12 protein-coding genes are annotated in these 16,157 nt (G+C 46.3%); 2 read left to right on the top strand and 10 right to left on the bottom strand.

Annotation, left to right across the window (positions count from 1 at the left end; genetic code table 11):
• Nucleotides 1-104 precede the first annotated feature (104 nt).
• The 10 genes from NT002_00185 to NT002_00140 all read right to left on the bottom strand — a co-directional run bounded on the left by NT002_00185 (nt 105) and on the right by NT002_00140 (nt 15,012).
• The gene (locus NT002_00185) at nt 105-794 is read right to left on the bottom strand and encodes a site-specific integrase (GenBank protein ID MCX6827695.1); all 690 of its coding nucleotides are present in this window, start codon (nt 792-794) and stop codon (nt 105-107) included.
• 4 nt (nt 795-798) lie between these two features.
• Nucleotides 799-1,005: a hypothetical protein gene (locus NT002_00180; GenBank protein ID MCX6827694.1), complete on the bottom strand. Its 207-nt coding sequence runs from the start codon at nt 1,003-1,005 to the stop codon at nt 799-801.
• Between the two features lie 35 nt (nt 1,006-1,040).
• A complete protein-coding gene (locus NT002_00175) occupies nt 1,041-1,844 on the bottom strand; it encodes a hypothetical protein (protein MCX6827693.1) in 804 nt (267 codons plus the stop codon).
• Between the two features lie 246 nt (nt 1,845-2,090).
• Nucleotides 2,091-2,696: a hypothetical protein gene (locus NT002_00170; GenBank protein MCX6827692.1), complete on the bottom strand. Its 606-nt coding sequence runs from the start codon at nt 2,694-2,696 to the stop codon at nt 2,091-2,093.
• Nucleotides 2,697-2,707: 11 nt separating this feature from the next.
• Complete coding sequence (locus NT002_00165) at nt 2,708-5,182, bottom strand: type IV secretion system DNA-binding domain-containing protein (protein ID MCX6827691.1); 2,475 nt, start codon at nt 5,180-5,182, stop codon at nt 2,708-2,710.
• Between the two features lie 231 nt (nt 5,183-5,413).
• Nucleotides 5,414-8,023, bottom strand: coding sequence for a T9SS type A sorting domain-containing protein (locus tag NT002_00160; GenBank protein MCX6827690.1), 2,610 nt, complete (start codon nt 8,021-8,023; stop codon nt 5,414-5,416).
• Nucleotides 8,024-8,108: 85 nt separating this feature from the next.
• On the bottom strand, nt 8,109-8,948 hold the full coding sequence (locus NT002_00155; protein MCX6827689.1) for a T9SS type A sorting domain-containing protein: 840 nt from the start codon (nt 8,946-8,948) through the stop codon (nt 8,109-8,111).
• Between the two features lie 175 nt (nt 8,949-9,123).
• Nucleotides 9,124-9,933: a hypothetical protein gene (locus NT002_00150; protein ID MCX6827688.1), complete on the bottom strand. Its 810-nt coding sequence runs from the start codon at nt 9,931-9,933 to the stop codon at nt 9,124-9,126.
• Nucleotides 9,934-10,027: 94 nt separating this feature from the next.
• On the bottom strand, nt 10,028-13,993 hold the full coding sequence (locus NT002_00145) for a cohesin domain-containing protein (GenBank protein ID MCX6827687.1): 3,966 nt from the start codon (nt 13,991-13,993) through the stop codon (nt 10,028-10,030).
• Nucleotides 13,994-14,478: 485 nt separating this feature from the next.
• Nucleotides 14,479-15,012, bottom strand: coding sequence for a hypothetical protein (locus NT002_00140; protein MCX6827686.1), 534 nt, complete (start codon nt 15,010-15,012; stop codon nt 14,479-14,481).
• A gap of 129 nt (nt 15,013-15,141) precedes the next feature.
• Between NT002_00140 and NT002_00135 the strand changes: the two genes are divergently transcribed.
• Together NT002_00135 and NT002_00130 are read left to right on the top strand one after the other, a co-directional pair.
• Nucleotides 15,142-15,696, top strand: coding sequence for a sigma-70 family RNA polymerase sigma factor (locus NT002_00135; protein MCX6827685.1), 555 nt, complete (start codon nt 15,142-15,144; stop codon nt 15,694-15,696).
• 44 nt (nt 15,697-15,740) lie between these two features.
• Nucleotides 15,741-16,157, top strand: a 417-nt coding sequence (locus NT002_00130) for a hypothetical protein (protein MCX6827684.1), incomplete at its 3' end; no start/stop codon positions are given.

Raw genomic sequence — 16,157 nt, 5'->3', positions numbered from 1 at the left:
AGTTGCTCTACCACCTGCCGTTTCAGCTCCACACTGAACTTCCGTTTCGGATTCATGGCACCATCCTTTCCTCGTATCAAAATACCAATCCGTGCCAAATCCTCCTAACCTTTTGTGTCCAGTCTCAGGGGTGCAGTCCATATTTGACTATTCACAAAATCGATGTCTTCCCACCTTAATGCCCAAAGCTCGCCCAATCTTATTCCAGTATAAACCAAAATATGGATAGCGACTTGGAGATCTTTCGGTGCTTGTTCCCATAGTGTCTTTATCTGAACTTTGGAAAAGAAATTGACTTTCTTAATTGTCTTCCCCGAAATATTAGCATCCCTGATAGGGTTCTCTTTAATCATATCCCATTTGACAGCGCGATTTAGGCACGCTTTCAAACTGGCCAAATATTCTTTCTTTGTTTTTGTGGCTCTATTCCTTAAAACATTCACCAGAAAATCGTCGACTGTCTTAATATTGATACCTGAAGCTTCCTTTATATCTTGCTGACCGAGGAAATTAAGCCATGTACTGAGATACATTTTGACGTGGCGGGCATATTCAGGAACTGTGTTTTCATCAACGTACGAAAGATAACGATAAATAATTTGATTGAGATTTTCCTCTTTTTGCTTTCTCCCTCTTTGGCCGACAAGATTCCCTTTGAAGAGCTGCAACTCCAAATCTTTTAAAGCAATTTCGGCCAGTTTTCGGTTTTTGGTTTTGGCACTCTTCCGGTATTGCTTTCCATTAGATCTGTAGCTTACATACCAATTGCCATTTCTTTGAAACAAATTTGCCATACTTCTACCCCATTTCTCTTATAATTTGTTCAAAAGGTCTATACTCAAAGTATTTTAAGACCTTTTGCCTGTCAACCATAATAGTGCTTCCGATTTTAAGAGAAGGTAGTCTTTTTTTAGGGTCGGGATGATTTAAATATTTATCCAAAGTTTTCGGCCCAATTCTTAGAACGCGACAGACATCCATGCGTGTCCAGATAGTTTCTTTCATCAATTCTTCAGGCGATTTTCTATTTGCGCGAGGCATTATTGTTTCTGTATGGCTTTAAAGGTTGTGAGATATAGGCAGTTTTCGGCCCCGATACATTGGAGAAGTTGTCTTATTGGGCTTCCCTCCCGGCATCCATAAGAGTATTCCTTGTTTTCGAATGCGGAGCTTAAAATGACCTGAATTTCACGGTCTTCAAGGACCGGCTTGTTTTGGGGATTCCAGATGGAAGTCAGGATAATTTCGGCCTGCTTTCGTTCTAAACCGAGGCGGCGGAGTTCTGAGGCTATAATATGTTCGGTCTGGTTTCTGTTTCCTTCAGTTGCGCCCTTAAGGATGGCGTTTCGAATACAATCTTTCATAATCGGCAGATTTATAGTTGTGAATCCGTTTGAAAACCTTCTTCTATTTTGCGGGTGGGAGTTCATTTGCCTCCAGATTTCCGGCAAGCTGCTCTTGAGAATATGAATGGGATTGACAGTCCGTATCGATGCCAGTGTCTCATATTGATCCTTTTCCGGCCTTAAATCCTTGTCCAGGAAGAGGCACCGGTTGCCTGTCAGCTGGTGTATGCCAAGCGGCGCTTTGACGGGACTGCCCAGTTTCCCGGAAGCAATGAAATCTTGTTTCGGGAAGACTTCGTTATTAAAGGCAAATGCCCGCGAGAGAGCGCGGGCGAATCTGTTGGGATAGGGCCGGTCAAAGAATACCCACAGATGGTATCCCTTTTTTCCGGAAAACTCGGTCAGGAAAGGAATCGCAAACCGGCGGGCATGATTCTGCACCTCTCGGACGGCAGCTTCTTCCAGGTCATCGATATCAATACAGAGCCATTTTGACATACTCTCTGGTGAGCAATATAACCCGATGGTCTTGTCCCCTCTTAAATGAGACAGGATTATCTCGTCCGTCAGTCTCTCCCCCACAACCGTATATCCGCCTCCGTTGTCTTTAAATTGCAATGGGAAGCAATCGTCTCTTTGAATAAACCGGTGCCTAAAGAGGTTTATTATTTTCTGGGTTTGAGACAACTTTGCACTCTCCTTATCTGCTTCCATTCGGATAGCGGATGAGGAGAGGCGGGCGTTTCAGTTGCCGAGACTGATTTTTGGAGAATTTCGGACCTGTTCAATTGTTTGATCAGAAGAGAGAATGACCTCTATGAGGTCGCGGTAATAGTTGATGAATCTATCCGGACTGCCATTACAGATATCATCCGGCAGGAATGCGGCATATTTTTCAACTATTTCTCCGACAATTCGCTTATGGATATTCCAGTCGGAGGGGTCAATTAGTAATGAGAACTGGCCGTTTGTATATCGAAATATTTCTCGATCCCTGATGGATTCAGCTAACTGACTCAGCACAAAGTCGAATCCCCTCCCCTGACTACTAACGGCGTCAAGATAGGCCGCATCATATCCCTGAATCCCACCATTGCCTTCATACTGGCGTTCCAAAAGGTCAAGGCCTTCTGCCATCGCCGCCCTCAATGAAATCATTCTTGGCACCAGCAATCCATGGGAGTAGAGATGTTGAATGAACTCGGCAATGTGCTGATTGAAATCACGATAGGATTTAAGCTCAAGTAACCCGGTTTTAAAATGCCGGCGGGCTTCATCTATTCTCTCGTAGATAATTCTTATGACAGAAGCACCCCGCAACTGCGCGAATAATTCATCCAAAGGATCCATTTCGCATCTTTTCAATCAAATTCTTCATATTTGAAGTCACCATCTTCGATCCCTACATCGGTATCCGCGATAACTCCGGAAATTGCCGCAAACCGACTGCTGGAATGGCCGCTTCTTGCCGCAAGCATCTCCTTGACCTCGGAAGACGGTCGGCAATAGTTCCGGTGGGATGCCTCGATTATCAATTGCCGGAAGTTATCTTTCGGAAAGATTAACGGCGGCTGGGTTCTTATTTTGACAATATCGGTGCCGATTCTTGCCACCGCTTCACCGACTTCAAATGAGGCCAGGTCTTCCGGCCTTGCCAAACCCCGGAAATCTTTTACTAAATACTGGGCATCGCTCAGATCAACATTGAAGACAATGGTCGAGCCGGCTGTCATGATGGCATCTCTGGCTTCATTGTCAAATTGCCTCATATATTGATGGGCCAGGGTGAGATCAACAGCGAATTTCCTGGTCTCAGGAATGAGGTCTCCGATGGTCGCAGGCAAAAATCGGTGGGCTTCATCACAATAGATATGAAAGGGCTTTCTTCTCTCCAGCGGAATATCGCTGCGGCTTACGGCAGAAATGTGCAAGAGTGAGAGGATAAAACTCCCCAGAAGCTGCCGAAGCTCAAAACCCAGGCCGGAAAGATCCACCAGCAATATCTGTCCATGGTCCATGATCTCCCGAAAATTAAACCGGCTTTCCGGCTGCGATAACATCAGGGAAACCGTTCCTGACATCAATAGTTTACTCAATTTGTGCTGGGGAGGGCTCAAATCCTGGTTACTATAATTGGGGAAATCATGATTCCAAAATATCCTGGAGGTTTCATTATCTATGGTTTTCATAATCTCTTCAATAAGCAATCTGCTTTCCGGTGATTTCTTCCGGAGCAAATTAGAGACGTCCAGAAGGGAGGCTCCCCTGACCTTAAGCAAAGCATAGAAGGAATGCCGGAGGAGGTTTTCTAACCGGTCACCCCAACCTTGCACGATATTCTTTATTGAGGCCACCAGATCGTCGGCCGTTCGACTAATGTCCTGATTGGTAACCGGCTGCAAAGGATTCCATAAGGGAACCCACTCCCGGTCACCAGGGAATAAGAATATCGCTTTCCCGACATAAGGTTCAGGTATTAAATGGAGCAGACGATAGATCAGGTCTCCATGGGGATCCAAAACAGCGACCCCGGCTCCTGAGATTATATCATTCAAGATCATATGTTCAAGAAGGGTCGATTTGCCCATGCCCTGCCTGGCCACAATATGCGTGCTCCTCGATCTTATAGACTGAGGAATACAGATAATCTGATCGGTGCCGGCATAATGGCAGACTCCTATCGGGGTTCCCGTAAGCAAAGTCTCGCCTTTTGCCGGCAGGGTTTCAAGCAAGACGGTCGGCGCTTTTTCATTTATCAGATATTCAGCCGGCGGAATATGCACCATGGCAGAAAGCTCACTGGAATTCAACAGGAACCCGGGCCGATAGGTTGCTCCATTGAGAAGCATCCTCTCTATTTGCCGGGAGGTTAAAACTATCCGGTAGTTCTCATTTGAGAGCGATTGTAATGCTCTGCCTCCATGCTGGAAGAGGTTGGCAAAAACGCTTAACCGCGGCAGGCAGTTCTCGGGTTTATTATTCCCGATAACTCCTAATCTCATGGCTCCGACGAAAAATGGTTTATCATTATGAGCCTTTTTTTCGGTATCCATGGCCATCCCGCGAAGTTCTCCTGATGGTGATTGCAGAGGAACTCTGGTTGAAGTCGGTGATCCGGACATCAGTTTTATCATATACTCAAAGTCGTTGAGAATGTTGATGTTTTGATGCCAATTATGTTCGGGTATGACTCCTTGAAAGAGAAGCTGATAGAACCCTATGGCAGGCGGCTCAACACCCGTCAAGGCGGCAATTATGGTATTGAATGGTGAAACTCTGATTTCTTCCGGCTGCGTGAAAAGATGTGAATACGGGGGAAGGGGAAAATAATCAAGAAACTCAGTTCCCCGCCGGCCCGCTATTGTCTGTAAAAAAGGAGTAAGGAGATTCTCCACGGTCAGTTCACAGCGATCAAACTGGCTTTTGAAGGCGGAGGCAAATTGAGGGAAATCATTTTGATGAATTAAGAAATAGAATTCAACATTATTCTGATTACCGCAAATCTCAAAACCGACGCGATGCAGCAGGCTTTTGAGACCTTTGATGAACAGCTCTGATCTGACCCAGTTGAAACCCTGCTCAGGGGAAATCCAGACCCGTAAGCGGCGCAAACTACGGGGCTCAGGTTCAGATTCCTTTATATAAGGCACTCCAACGCGATTCTCTCCAACCGGGCTTATTTCCATGATTGGATTAAAGGGAGGTTCCAGGCAAACAGGAAAAGGATGAATAGCGGGAGCGCATCCTTTGATGGCCTCCTGCTGTATCAACCCCTGGGCTCGGGCCGCCAGAATAAATGGCTGCGCCCGGGTGATTAACTGTCTTTCTATAGTCAATGACTTCCCTCCAAAGGGTTACTGAGTCATATGACCATAGCGGTTTTATAGAGGGTGGCGTTTCAGAAGCCGATAAGCAGGGTGGTTTTGTCACTTTCCCTGATCGACTCAAATAAAAAGGGACAGCCGTCCTTCTGGCTGTCCCATGAATATTTTGTCGGTCTATCTTTTATTGACAACCTCGAGCAAGGCTGTTCCGGCATACCCATGCAAAGGTTTTCTTCCACCCCCCTATTTCGTCAACACCATTTTCCTTGTCTGTGTATATTCGCCTGCTTTGAAACGATAGAAATAAATGCCGGACGAGACCGACTTGCCAGACGAATCTTTGCCATCCCAGGTAATTTGATAGTTACCTGCGGATTTATGCTCATCAAGAAGCACCCGCACCCTTTGACCAAGTAAGTTATAAACTTCAATCTTAACGACTAAGCGAACTGGCACACTATATTCGATAGTCGTCGCCGGATTGAATGGGTTCGGGTAGTTTTGCGACAGTTTGTTGTCAATAGGCAGAATGGGACTAACGTCATCGGACACATCAGTCATATCTTTTGTCCATGCCGCCAAATAGGCCGAGACTTTGTTCCCCACAATCGTGAACCACCCTCCCACTATAAGTTTCTCATTATAGACAGTCAGGGCTTCGACATCATCATTCATCCCCGATCCCAAAGTAGACCAACCGTTCCCATCCCATGATGCTATGGAGTTTGCCGCTGCGCCGCCGGCCGTTGTGAAATTGCCTCCCGCTATCAATTTCCCATCATACACAGTCAGGGCACTGACAAAGGGAATTGATCCTTCTATTCCCGATCCCAATGGTAACCAACTGCTCCCATTCCAGGACGCTATATTATTCGCTGCAACACCACCGGCCGTTGTGAAAGAGCCCCCGGCTATCAGTTTCCCATCATACACGGTCAGGGCAGAAACGCGTGTATTCAACCCTCCCATCATACCCGATCCCAACGAATCCCAGCTGCTCCCATTCCAGGACGCTATTCCATTCACTGTCACCCCGCCAGCTGTAGTGAAATACCCTCCTACTACCAGTTTCCCATCATACACGGTCAGGGCAAAGACATCGCCATATATATTCATCCCCGATCCCAAGGAATCCCAATTGCTTCCATCCCAGGATGCAATCTTATTCGCCGCCATGCCGCCGGCCGTCGTGAAATTACCTCCCGCTATTAGTTTCCCATTGTACTCGGTTAGCGCGTCTACATTACCATACTCATCCATCCCTGACCCCAGTGAATCCCAACGACTCGCGTCCCATGATGCTATGTGACTTGCCTCAACACGGTCAGCCTTTGTGAAGACACCCCCCGCTATCAGTTTCCCGTTATATGTGGTCAGGGCACTGACATTGTAATCCATTCCCGACCCCAACGAATCCCAGCTGCTCCCATCCCATGATGCTATTTTGCTCGCCGCTATATCACCGGCTGCCCAAAAATAACCTCCTGCAATCAGTTTTCCTTCAAAAATGGTAAGGGACCAGACACCGCTGTTCATTCCGGATTCCATTGCCCACCAATTGCCCCCATCCCAGGACGCTATGCTGATCGCTCCCGCAGTACCCGCCATTGTGAAACTACCCCCTGCTATCAATTTTTCGTCGTATGAAGTTATTGAATAGACATTGCCATATGTCCCCGACCCCAACGAATCCCAACTACTTCCATCCCAGGAAGCTATGTTATTCGCCACAACGCCGCCGGCCATTGTGAAAGAGCCTCCCACTATCAAATTGCCATTGTACACGGTTAGGCCATAGACAGATGGATATACTCCTCCCATCCCGGATCCCAACGAATCCCAGATGTTCCCATCCCAGGATGCTATGTAATTTGCCGCGACACCGCCAGCCGTTGTGAACCAACCCCCTGCAATTAGTTTCCCATTATATATTGTCAAGACATCAACTTCGTCATTCGTCCCCGATCCCAAGGAATCCCAGCTGCTTCCATCCCATGCTGTTATGTTATTTGTTTCTACGCCACCGGCCATAGTAAAATAGCCCCCCACTATCAAATTGCCATTGTACACGGTTAGGCCATAAACAGATGGATATTCTCCTCCCATCCCGGATCCCAACGAATCCCAGATGTTCCCATCCCAGGATGCTATGTAATTTGCCGCGACACCGCCAGCTGTTGTGAAAGCTCCTGCTGCTATCAGTTTATCGTTGTACACAGCCAATTCTTCAACGTAACTATTCAACCCCACCCCTAATGGCGACCAATCGCTTCCATCCCATGATGCTATCCCATTCGCAATCAGACCATCGGCCGTTGCAAAAACGCCACCAGCCATCAGTTTCCCATTATAAACGGTCAGCGCATAAACACTGGAACTCATTCCAGATCCCAGCGACGTCCAGGAGAAACCATCCCAAGCGGCGATATTGTTAGCGATCACACAACCCGCTGCAGTGAAGTTGCCGCCAACAATAAGTTTCCCGTCATAGATTGTTGTAGCAAAAATGGCACCATTAACGCCCGGAATGCACGGCGATATTGTGTTGTCCCAATAGACATCATCCGGATCCTCGGACGCTTGGCCTGCAATGGAAGGCATAAACATCGGCTGGCCGGTGGTCGGATCAATCGCCGACTCGAAACCCTCCATACTCAGCGAACCCTGATACCCCGACCACCGCGCCGCCTCCAAATTGAAGCGACCAGTCGTGTCGACAAACTCCGCCACACTTCGACCGGGTTTGCCAAAATCAGGTGCCGCTTCCTGTTCCAGCGCCGGAATCGCCATACCCAATAACAGAAATGAGAATATGGTAATTTTCTGGAATAATTCGATAGCCATTTTTATCATCTGCACACCTCCGTACTCCGAAAAATTCGCATTATTTGCATATTGGGAAATGGATTACTATTTATAAATTATCACCTATTATCGCCTATTTAATTATTACCATTTTTTTACTAGAAGCAAATTCGCCAATTTCGAGTTGATAATAATAAACACCGCTGGCCACACTGCCGCCTGATTCATCTTTGCTATCCCACTGAATCGAATAATCTCCGGCACTCCGGTATTCATCCACCAGTGTATTTACTCTTTGGCCAAGAGTATTATAAACGGTTAATCTAACATGCCCGGCTCTTTGCACCTGATATTCTATTATTGTTGACGGATTGAAAGGATTAGGATAGTTTTGTTCCAGTTTATAGGCGGCGGGAATTTCATTTCCATTATCCTCTGTAACAGATTGTGCAACACCGGTTGAATAAATTATAGTCTTGCTTGAATCCCATTCATAACCGGTGTAATAGCTAAGCCCGACGACTATTTCAATAATACCATCATTGTCAATATCCCCCCAGTATTTGAGGTCCCCATATTTCGCTCCATCCCCCAACCTAAACAAAATCGAGTCATTAGCGACATCGTATACTACCACGGAACTATCATCTCTTAATTTACATATTAATTCGTTGGTACCGTCATCATTTAGATCATATGACGATGAGAGATATCCCTCCGTGATACAGAAAAGGCCGTCTACTCTCATTCCGGTGATAGTCCATTTTAAAGCATGAGTTGCGGCGTCATAAATCGATCTTGTAGTAGTATCACCACCACCACTTATCAATTCGTAAGCTCCATCGCCATCCATATCTCTCATAACGTTAAGGCCGCCATTATACTCCCATTCTGATGTGAAAACCTGAGCGGAAATATTCTGCAATAGCAGAAAAAAGAATGCTATTACGACAATAGTCATTTTCGCTTTCATGAAATGTTTCCTTTCTTTGATCCGCCCGAGCGGGCTTATGGTCCGCAAATCGGACCGGTTACGCGGTTAACAGGTTATTATTATCCTTTTATCTACGGAATGATATTTATTCTCAATTATGGATACGTTTACTGGGGCGGGATTTCCCGCCTCATGAATCGACGCTCTAATCCAACTATTCACACTTCATTGACCCATTATTATAGATAACGGGGAGAGTTTCGGCTTCCCGGTTGACCAGCTCACATCCGGTACCAAAAGTAAGATTGCAAATACCGGTAAGGTTTGAGAAATAAAGCAAAGCCAAAGTATCTCCACTTAAGGGGGGAATGGCATCATTGATATTGGCCCAGGCCACATGAATGGTCCCGTCGGACATATTTACAAGTTCATCATTGAGTAAGGCGGATTTGAGGGAATCGAAAGTGACGACTCCTCCGCTAAACTGAATATGCAGCTCTACGCCGGCAATAGTGTCACAATTATATGATAGAATTGGAACAATGACCGACGCGCATCCCGATCCTGATGTTTGCATATCGGCTATTTCGAGTCCGGAGGCGGAATGCACCATATTGGAAGCGGACGACTTATTGCCTGCTTCATCAATGGCCTTAATCGCAATATGATGAAAATCTCCGCCGGCCAACGGAACTGCCAGTTCTTCGTTCGCTCCGGACGCGGCCGGTTTAAGTGAATGGGCAATCTGTGCGGCCCCTGACCATGCAGCGAGGGCGACCGAATCGGCCGTATACCGTATATCATAGGCGGATGCTGTTCCGGAACTACCGTCATCGCCCGTGGCGGTCCATGATATATAAGTTATTCCGCTACGGACACTATCGATTGTCAAATCGGCTATTGCCGCGGGAGCAATTTTGTCGACTTCGGAAGGGCCAACTGGTTCTTTGCCGCAGGAATTGAGTATTGATGCCGTCAAAAGGCAAGCCATTAACGCCAAACGTATCGTAATCTTATTGTTCATTGTTCTACTCCTTTTCGCTAATTCACTTTGGGGCTTATTATATGGCGGAACCTGCTTTCCAGGTTCCGCCTTACCATTGTTAATGATTGTCCCACTATTTGAGTAGCAACATTTTCCTGCTGTCGCGGAAATCGCCAACGGTTACTTTATAAAGATAAATTCCCGAGGCAACCGCCACTCCCATGTCATTGCATCCGTTCCATTCCACCCGGACAATACCCGCTTCTCCGTAGCCGGTGAAGGTTTTGATCTTCTGCCCGACTATATTGTAGATGCCGATTTCGTATTGCCCGCTGATCGGCATGGCCAGTTGTATTGTAGTCGTGGGATTGAACGGATTGGGATAATTCTGCCGAAGAGCATATCCATCCGGTAGAATTGTCGGTTTCAGGTTAACATAGCCATCGTTCGTCTCTATCATATAAGGCTGCCCTTTAGAATCAGCAATTACGACCTGGTCCAGAGTGAACCGGGCTGAATCGGCCAAGTCAGCTGCCTCAAATTCAAGGGAGATCAAATCAGTGTTGGATGAAGCATAAAGTGGCTTTTCGACATCAATCCAGGCGATATGAATCTTATCATCGACAACATTGACAATGACTTTGCCATCCAATTCAGTAGCGTACCCGGAATAATGAAGCTTCTCAATATCGAAACTAAGATGAAGCTCATAGCCCGCGACCTGCTCTGCATTGGCCACGCTGACAGGTATCGCAATGATTCCATTATTCTCGGTTTCGGCCGATTCTATTTCAAGTATGGCGTTGGAATTACCGGCAAACAGGGTCCTGGCGGCCAAACCTGCCTGGCTCGGGCTCCAATCGCCATTAACATCGCCATTGCGCACTCCGACAAAGTTATTATTCAATATTGTCGAGCCGTTCACAACAAGATCGACACCATCCGGAGCCTCGCCCCAATTGGTCGTATTGATATTATAAGCCCGGTCGATGAAAGTCCAGTTTCCGGAGGGCAGAGAAGCAATCAATGTGATCTTATTCAAGATAGCGACAACATCGGTAATTGATACCCGACAATCTTGATTAACATCACCGGCTATCATCTGATAAGGCGTAAATTCATCCAGCCTGACAACATATCTCTGAATCAGCAGCGCATCACTGATACTGACCCCGAGGTCGTCGCGATTGCTTTGAGGAGTAACTTCGTAGCTACCATTGGCTACTTCGTCAAAACAGAATAACCCGCCGTCATCAGTCGTATCTTTTCTGCTTACCGAACCGTCCAATGTTACATTCACTTCCGCCACTGCTGTCTCTAAATCTTTATAGTAGACAATTTCACCGCAGATATTGTCCGCAGGAATTGATACTTCGACACTGCCGTTATGATATCTGCATCCGGGAATAAGAGTGGACTCCTCATCAATTATTTGACTATTGGAGAGCCAGGTCAAAGGCGATACTTCATCCGGGGTTCCAACCGCTTCAAATAGAAGCGAAAGTATCGTATCGCCGGCATTCAGGTTCAACGGAGACGACAGATTGGTCCATGCAACGTGCACGGTATTGCCGGTGTCGTTCTTTGTGACTGAAAGATCAGTCAGGACAATGTCATCACAAGCACGAACGATGGAGGGATCATAAGTGATATGGAATTCGAATCCGGCCAGATTAGATATGGCTTTGGAGACAGTGATGGGAACGGTATCGCATCTGCCATAATCAATCTCGACATCGGCGATTTTCAATACCAGCGAATCCTGAATGTAATTGACAAAGAGTGATACCGCTTTCTGTATAAATCCGCAGTCGTTTCCGGCCAATAATTCAAGTCTATTTATCCCGCTGCTGTCGACCTGGAAACATAATTGCCCATTCGACCAGTTCGCCGATGTGGCGCCCGATACGGCAACTGTATTGGCATTGGTGATACTCAAGGGGTGACAGGCTAATCCGGAAGCATTTGCGGTCACCGTATCCATATGCTCAGAAACAGCTATTACTGGCAGATCGTCGCATTGTGTTATGATGATGGCACCGGGGTTATAAAGCGGGACACCGACGCTATCATTCGCGAATGTGAATTCATAAGAATAATCCAGGCCGCCGGCCGATATGGTCACCGTATCGATCGGGACATATTCCGCCGTTGCTCCCGACGCGACACGGAAATACGCCGTAGCGATTTCGTAGGTACTATCCGGAAGCGGCGGTTCCTGAACGACCCTTTCAAAGATAATGTCGCTGTCATTCGGGTAAATGATATTGTCTATCAGGCTTGTATCAAAGCTGATCGAATCGAGGGTTATATACTGCAACTGATCAGTATGATAACGCAGGGGGATGGTGAAACCTTTCAACGGCTTGGTGGCATTAATGGTTATCGGAATCTGGGCCACCTCGCCCGGCTTAACCACATCCTCGCCGACATCGGTGCCCGATTCCAGAAACATCGTCACCGGCACGCGGATAGGAGAATTAGCGGAATTATCCGCCGTGAATTCCAACTTTCCCTTATAAATTCCCGGCGTATAGCCATGGGGATTTACCGAAATAGAAACGGAATCCGGATTGGATCCAGAAGTCTTACTCATCTGAAGCCAATCACCTCCGATTATTTTACCAAGATGCCAGTTTAACGATCCATCCGAACAGGAGCTATTGATATGAATTTTCTTCGCCGCCGGGGGAATAGTAGCCGTATCAGTGGTGGAGAAACTCAGTTTGTTTATATCCAACTGCATTGGGACATTAAGACTCACATTTACCGTGAAGTGACAGGTATCTGCGCAAGAATCATTTGTCGCTATGATTGTGAAATCATAGACTCCTATTTGATCCGCGATAAAAAAGAGAGTGTCATTCTGCCATGTGGTTGTTGATGGAGTAACTGTTACAGCTTTATAGTAAGAAATTGGAATAGGAATATTAATCTCATCGCCGAGAGCGCAAATTGATTTATTAGTCGGATTCGACGGACAAGCTATAGCAGGACATGGAGTAGGAGGTGGCTCAATAACAATGGAGTCAAGGTACCAGCCAGGAGCCACGTTAGCATCACTAGAATAAAAATAGAAACATAACTCTATCGTCTTACCAGCGTATGCCATTAGATCAAGGGGAGGATTAGTCCAGCCGCCGCTACTATTGCCTGTGAATGTCCCCGATACAAGAGGTTTCCATAGTGTATCACCCGTTACGCGCACTTGGACCTGGCCTTGGTCTCCCGAATTGAAGCTATACCAATGCCAGAACCGTAACCGCGGATTCTCCGACGCCGCTGGAACCGTAAACGACGGACCGATCAGACGACTACTATGTACGCCATAGTAGTTACCGTTCAAAATGGTGGCTGCGCATTTCGTCCCCTCATAGGCGCTGCTTGGACCAACTACAGATGGAGTGCCTACCTCCCAAGTCCCAAAATCGGTATACCAATCGTCAAACCCCGATTCCCAATCCTCCGGATCATTATACACATAGTTGCCCGTCTCTACCAGAATCTCATCAAGATACCAGCCAGGAGCCACGTTAGCATCACTAGAATAAAAATAGAAACATAACTCTATCGTCTTACCAGCGTATGCCATCAAGTCAAGCTTCGGACGTGTCCATCGCGATGTACTGTAATAGTGACCATACCCGGCATCACCGTTTAATCCGTAGATGCCATCTTTCAACGTCTGCCAAACCGTGTCACCCGCCACACGAACCTGAACATATCCACGATCGCCCGAATTGAAGTGGTACCAATGCCAGAACCGTAACCGCGGATTCTCCGACGCCGCTGGAACTACAAACCGCGTATCCTTGATCAATCGCGTACTTTGACCCTCAGTGTAGTTCCCGGCCAAGACAGTTGCAGCGCATTTCGTTCCGCCAATGGCAGTATCATGGGCCGCATTAGGCCCACTTGTGGGAACGCCTACCTGCCATGTTCCATAATCGACATGCCAATCTGGAACCCAGTTGCCTTCCCAATTTTCAATCCACAGAGTATCAATAGATTGACCTACGGCATAATCGGGTGCCATTGACATCAATACAAGGCACACCAGAAATGCCGACAATACTGCTCCACAGCGCTTCGAAATCATGATTGTTCCTCCAGTAAGTATTTTGTAAAAAAACTTTAAATTCGCCAAAAGGGCGTTTGATTTTTTCCGGTGTGCTCCCTGAAAAGATAATAAATTATCCACTTTTGTCAATCCGGAATCACCTCTTTTGCTTGATGTTTTCATACTTTTCTCCTTATTTGTTTAAATTAAATTGGTAATTATCCTGTTTTCCTGATTCAAAAATTCCATATAAATGGAGCCGGGGCAGATGCTGACCGATCGCCCGCCATACAACCCTGCTTCCCCATTTTATCAGAGAATTTAAAATGAGACCGGTCTGCCCGTATCACTCTCTCGATTATTCTGTTTAGATTTAATATCATCGTGTAAATCCATTGTTAATCTAATCGTAAGGCGAATGAGCCAGCCAATTGTTGGTCAAAGACAGCAAAAATATTCCTTGGCCCCAAAAAAAAGGCCTCCAATGAGATGGAGGCCAATAAGAGGACTGAAAATGCTGTCTATTAAAAGGCGTGGCGATACCCCAGCGATATTTTGGCCCCTCCGGAGACTTCATAACCACGGCTGCGAAGTTCGTCGGCATCATAACCGGTTGTGGCAATGTACATTATGTCGAAATCAAGGCCATTGGCTTTCGAGGAGCCGAACATCATTTCCGCGCCAAATCCTAATGTGATCCCTTCGAAACTCTCATATTCATCGATCAAGAATGAGCCGCTTTCAATAATCGAATTTACGCCATAGAAGGCCGAAATCCTGGGTCGGAAGGTGCTGGCCGGCTGGGCAAGGAAGAATCTCATCCCAAAATTGTAGGCCATTCCGGATAGAATTGTCGTTCCCAGACCCATTGATGAACTGAAGTTATCGGAGAAACTTATGTCCGTATTGGTCCCCAGGACGCCATACGGGACGCCAAATCCGACCCCCATGGTGACTGTCCGGGAATCGGCCTTAAGCGGATTGGGGCTCTGGGCATGGGTGGTCCCAATGAAAGCCAAAAGCAGGACCGCGGTAACGATGGTGGTCAGCTTTTTCATGACTTTTCCCTTTCTCATTAGTTATGTTTATGGTTCGCAGTTTTCTTTTTTTTATTTTCTTACTCCAATGGCGAACCAATCCGGAAAAAGTTTGCGGAAAAATATCCAAAGCGATATATTTTGGTCCTGATGAGTGACGCGAAGCTTATTAAGGACTATCTAAAAGGAGACAAAAATGCTTCCAATTCGATAGAGAAAATGATCGATCTTTGTCTTGCCGAATGGAGGGGCAAGCTGGGATTCCATATTGATGACATCAAATCGGATGTTCGGTATAAATTATTTAACATATTGATTGAGGGGCGCTTTGAGCAGCGATCCGGACTGAAGTTCTTTATCGCGCAAATCGCAAACCATACCTGCATTGATTATTATCGTTTCAACCAGAAATTCACCGATTCAGCCATTGAGGATCTGGACCTTCCGACAAAATTATTCAACCCAGAGCAGATTCTGGAAAAAAAGCAATTGGGCAGATTGATATTCAGGGTCTTGAGACTGCTTCCGCGAGAATGTATCACATTGTGGCGTATGCACTTAAATCGGGATATGAGTTATTCGGAAATAGCGGACAATCTGGGCAACGGCAAGAGTGAGGAAAATATCAAATGGCGGCTTTGGTCCTGCCGCGAAAAAGCCAAAGAAATCAGAGAAATGTTATTAAAAAAAGACAAACTAAGTTGAGTCTCTTTCGCCTCTATATATGTCATTAATAGATGAGGAAAAGAATGCAGGATTTTAAAAGTCTTACAGAAAGAGTAAAGAGGTATCTCGGAGGGGCTCTATCGGATGAGGAAAAGAGGCAATTTGAAAAAGAGTTTGAACAGAACTCCGAACTCCGGGAGATAGTTCGAGATATCTCCTTGCTGAAAGCGGGTATCGGAATAAAGAAAGCACTGGATGATTCCCATATCGATCCCGAAGAGCTTGCTTTATATGCGGAGAAGAAGAGCCATTTTCATAACGACAAACAGGCCGAAATCGAAGACCACCTGAGATCGTGTCCCGCCTGCCGAGAAGAGTATACAATTTGCCGCAAGACATTGGCCTACGTAAAGAATCACGAAATAGTAAGAGAGACATTCTTTCAAAAAGTTGTCGGCTTCCTTTTTCCGAAAATGGAAACGTATGGACTGTCCTATAAG

Source organism: Candidatus Zixiibacteriota bacterium (genome assembly GCA_026397505.1).
In the GTDB taxonomy this organism is placed as follows: Bacteria; Zixibacteria; MSB-5A5; order GN15; family PGXB01; genus JAPLUR01.
Note: the sequence above shows the minus strand (reverse complement) of the source record. Positions and strands in the feature narration are given on the sequence as shown.

Coding starts and splice junctions, on each gene's coding strand:
- NT002_00170 (MCX6827692.1), bottom strand. CDS start 2,696: ATGGATCCTTTGGATGAATTATTCGCGCAGTTGCGGGGTGCTTCTGTC.
- NT002_00180 (MCX6827694.1), bottom strand. CDS start 1,005: ATGAAAGAAACTATCTGGACACGCATGGATGTCTGTCGCGTTCTAAGA.
- NT002_00145 (MCX6827687.1), bottom strand. CDS start 13,993: ATGATTTCGAAGCGCTGTGGAGCAGTATTGTCGGCATTTCTGGTGTGC.
- NT002_00135 (MCX6827685.1), top strand. CDS start 15,142: ATGAGTGACGCGAAGCTTATTAAGGACTATCTAAAAGGAGACAAAAAT.
- NT002_00155 (MCX6827689.1), bottom strand. CDS start 8,948: ATGAAAGCGAAAATGACTATTGTCGTAATAGCATTCTTTTTTCTGCTA.
- NT002_00140 (MCX6827686.1), bottom strand. CDS start 15,012: ATGAAAAAGCTGACCACCATCGTTACCGCGGTCCTGCTTTTGGCTTTC.
- NT002_00185 (MCX6827695.1), bottom strand. CDS start 794: ATGGCAAATTTGTTTCAAAGAAATGGCAATTGGTATGTAAGCTACAGA.
- NT002_00150 (MCX6827688.1), bottom strand. CDS start 9,933: ATGAACAATAAGATTACGATACGTTTGGCGTTAATGGCTTGCCTTTTG.
- NT002_00160 (MCX6827690.1), bottom strand. CDS start 8,023: ATGATAAAAATGGCTATCGAATTATTCCAGAAAATTACCATATTCTCA.
- NT002_00175 (MCX6827693.1), bottom strand. CDS start 1,844: ATGTCAAAATGGCTCTGTATTGATATCGATGACCTGGAAGAAGCTGCC.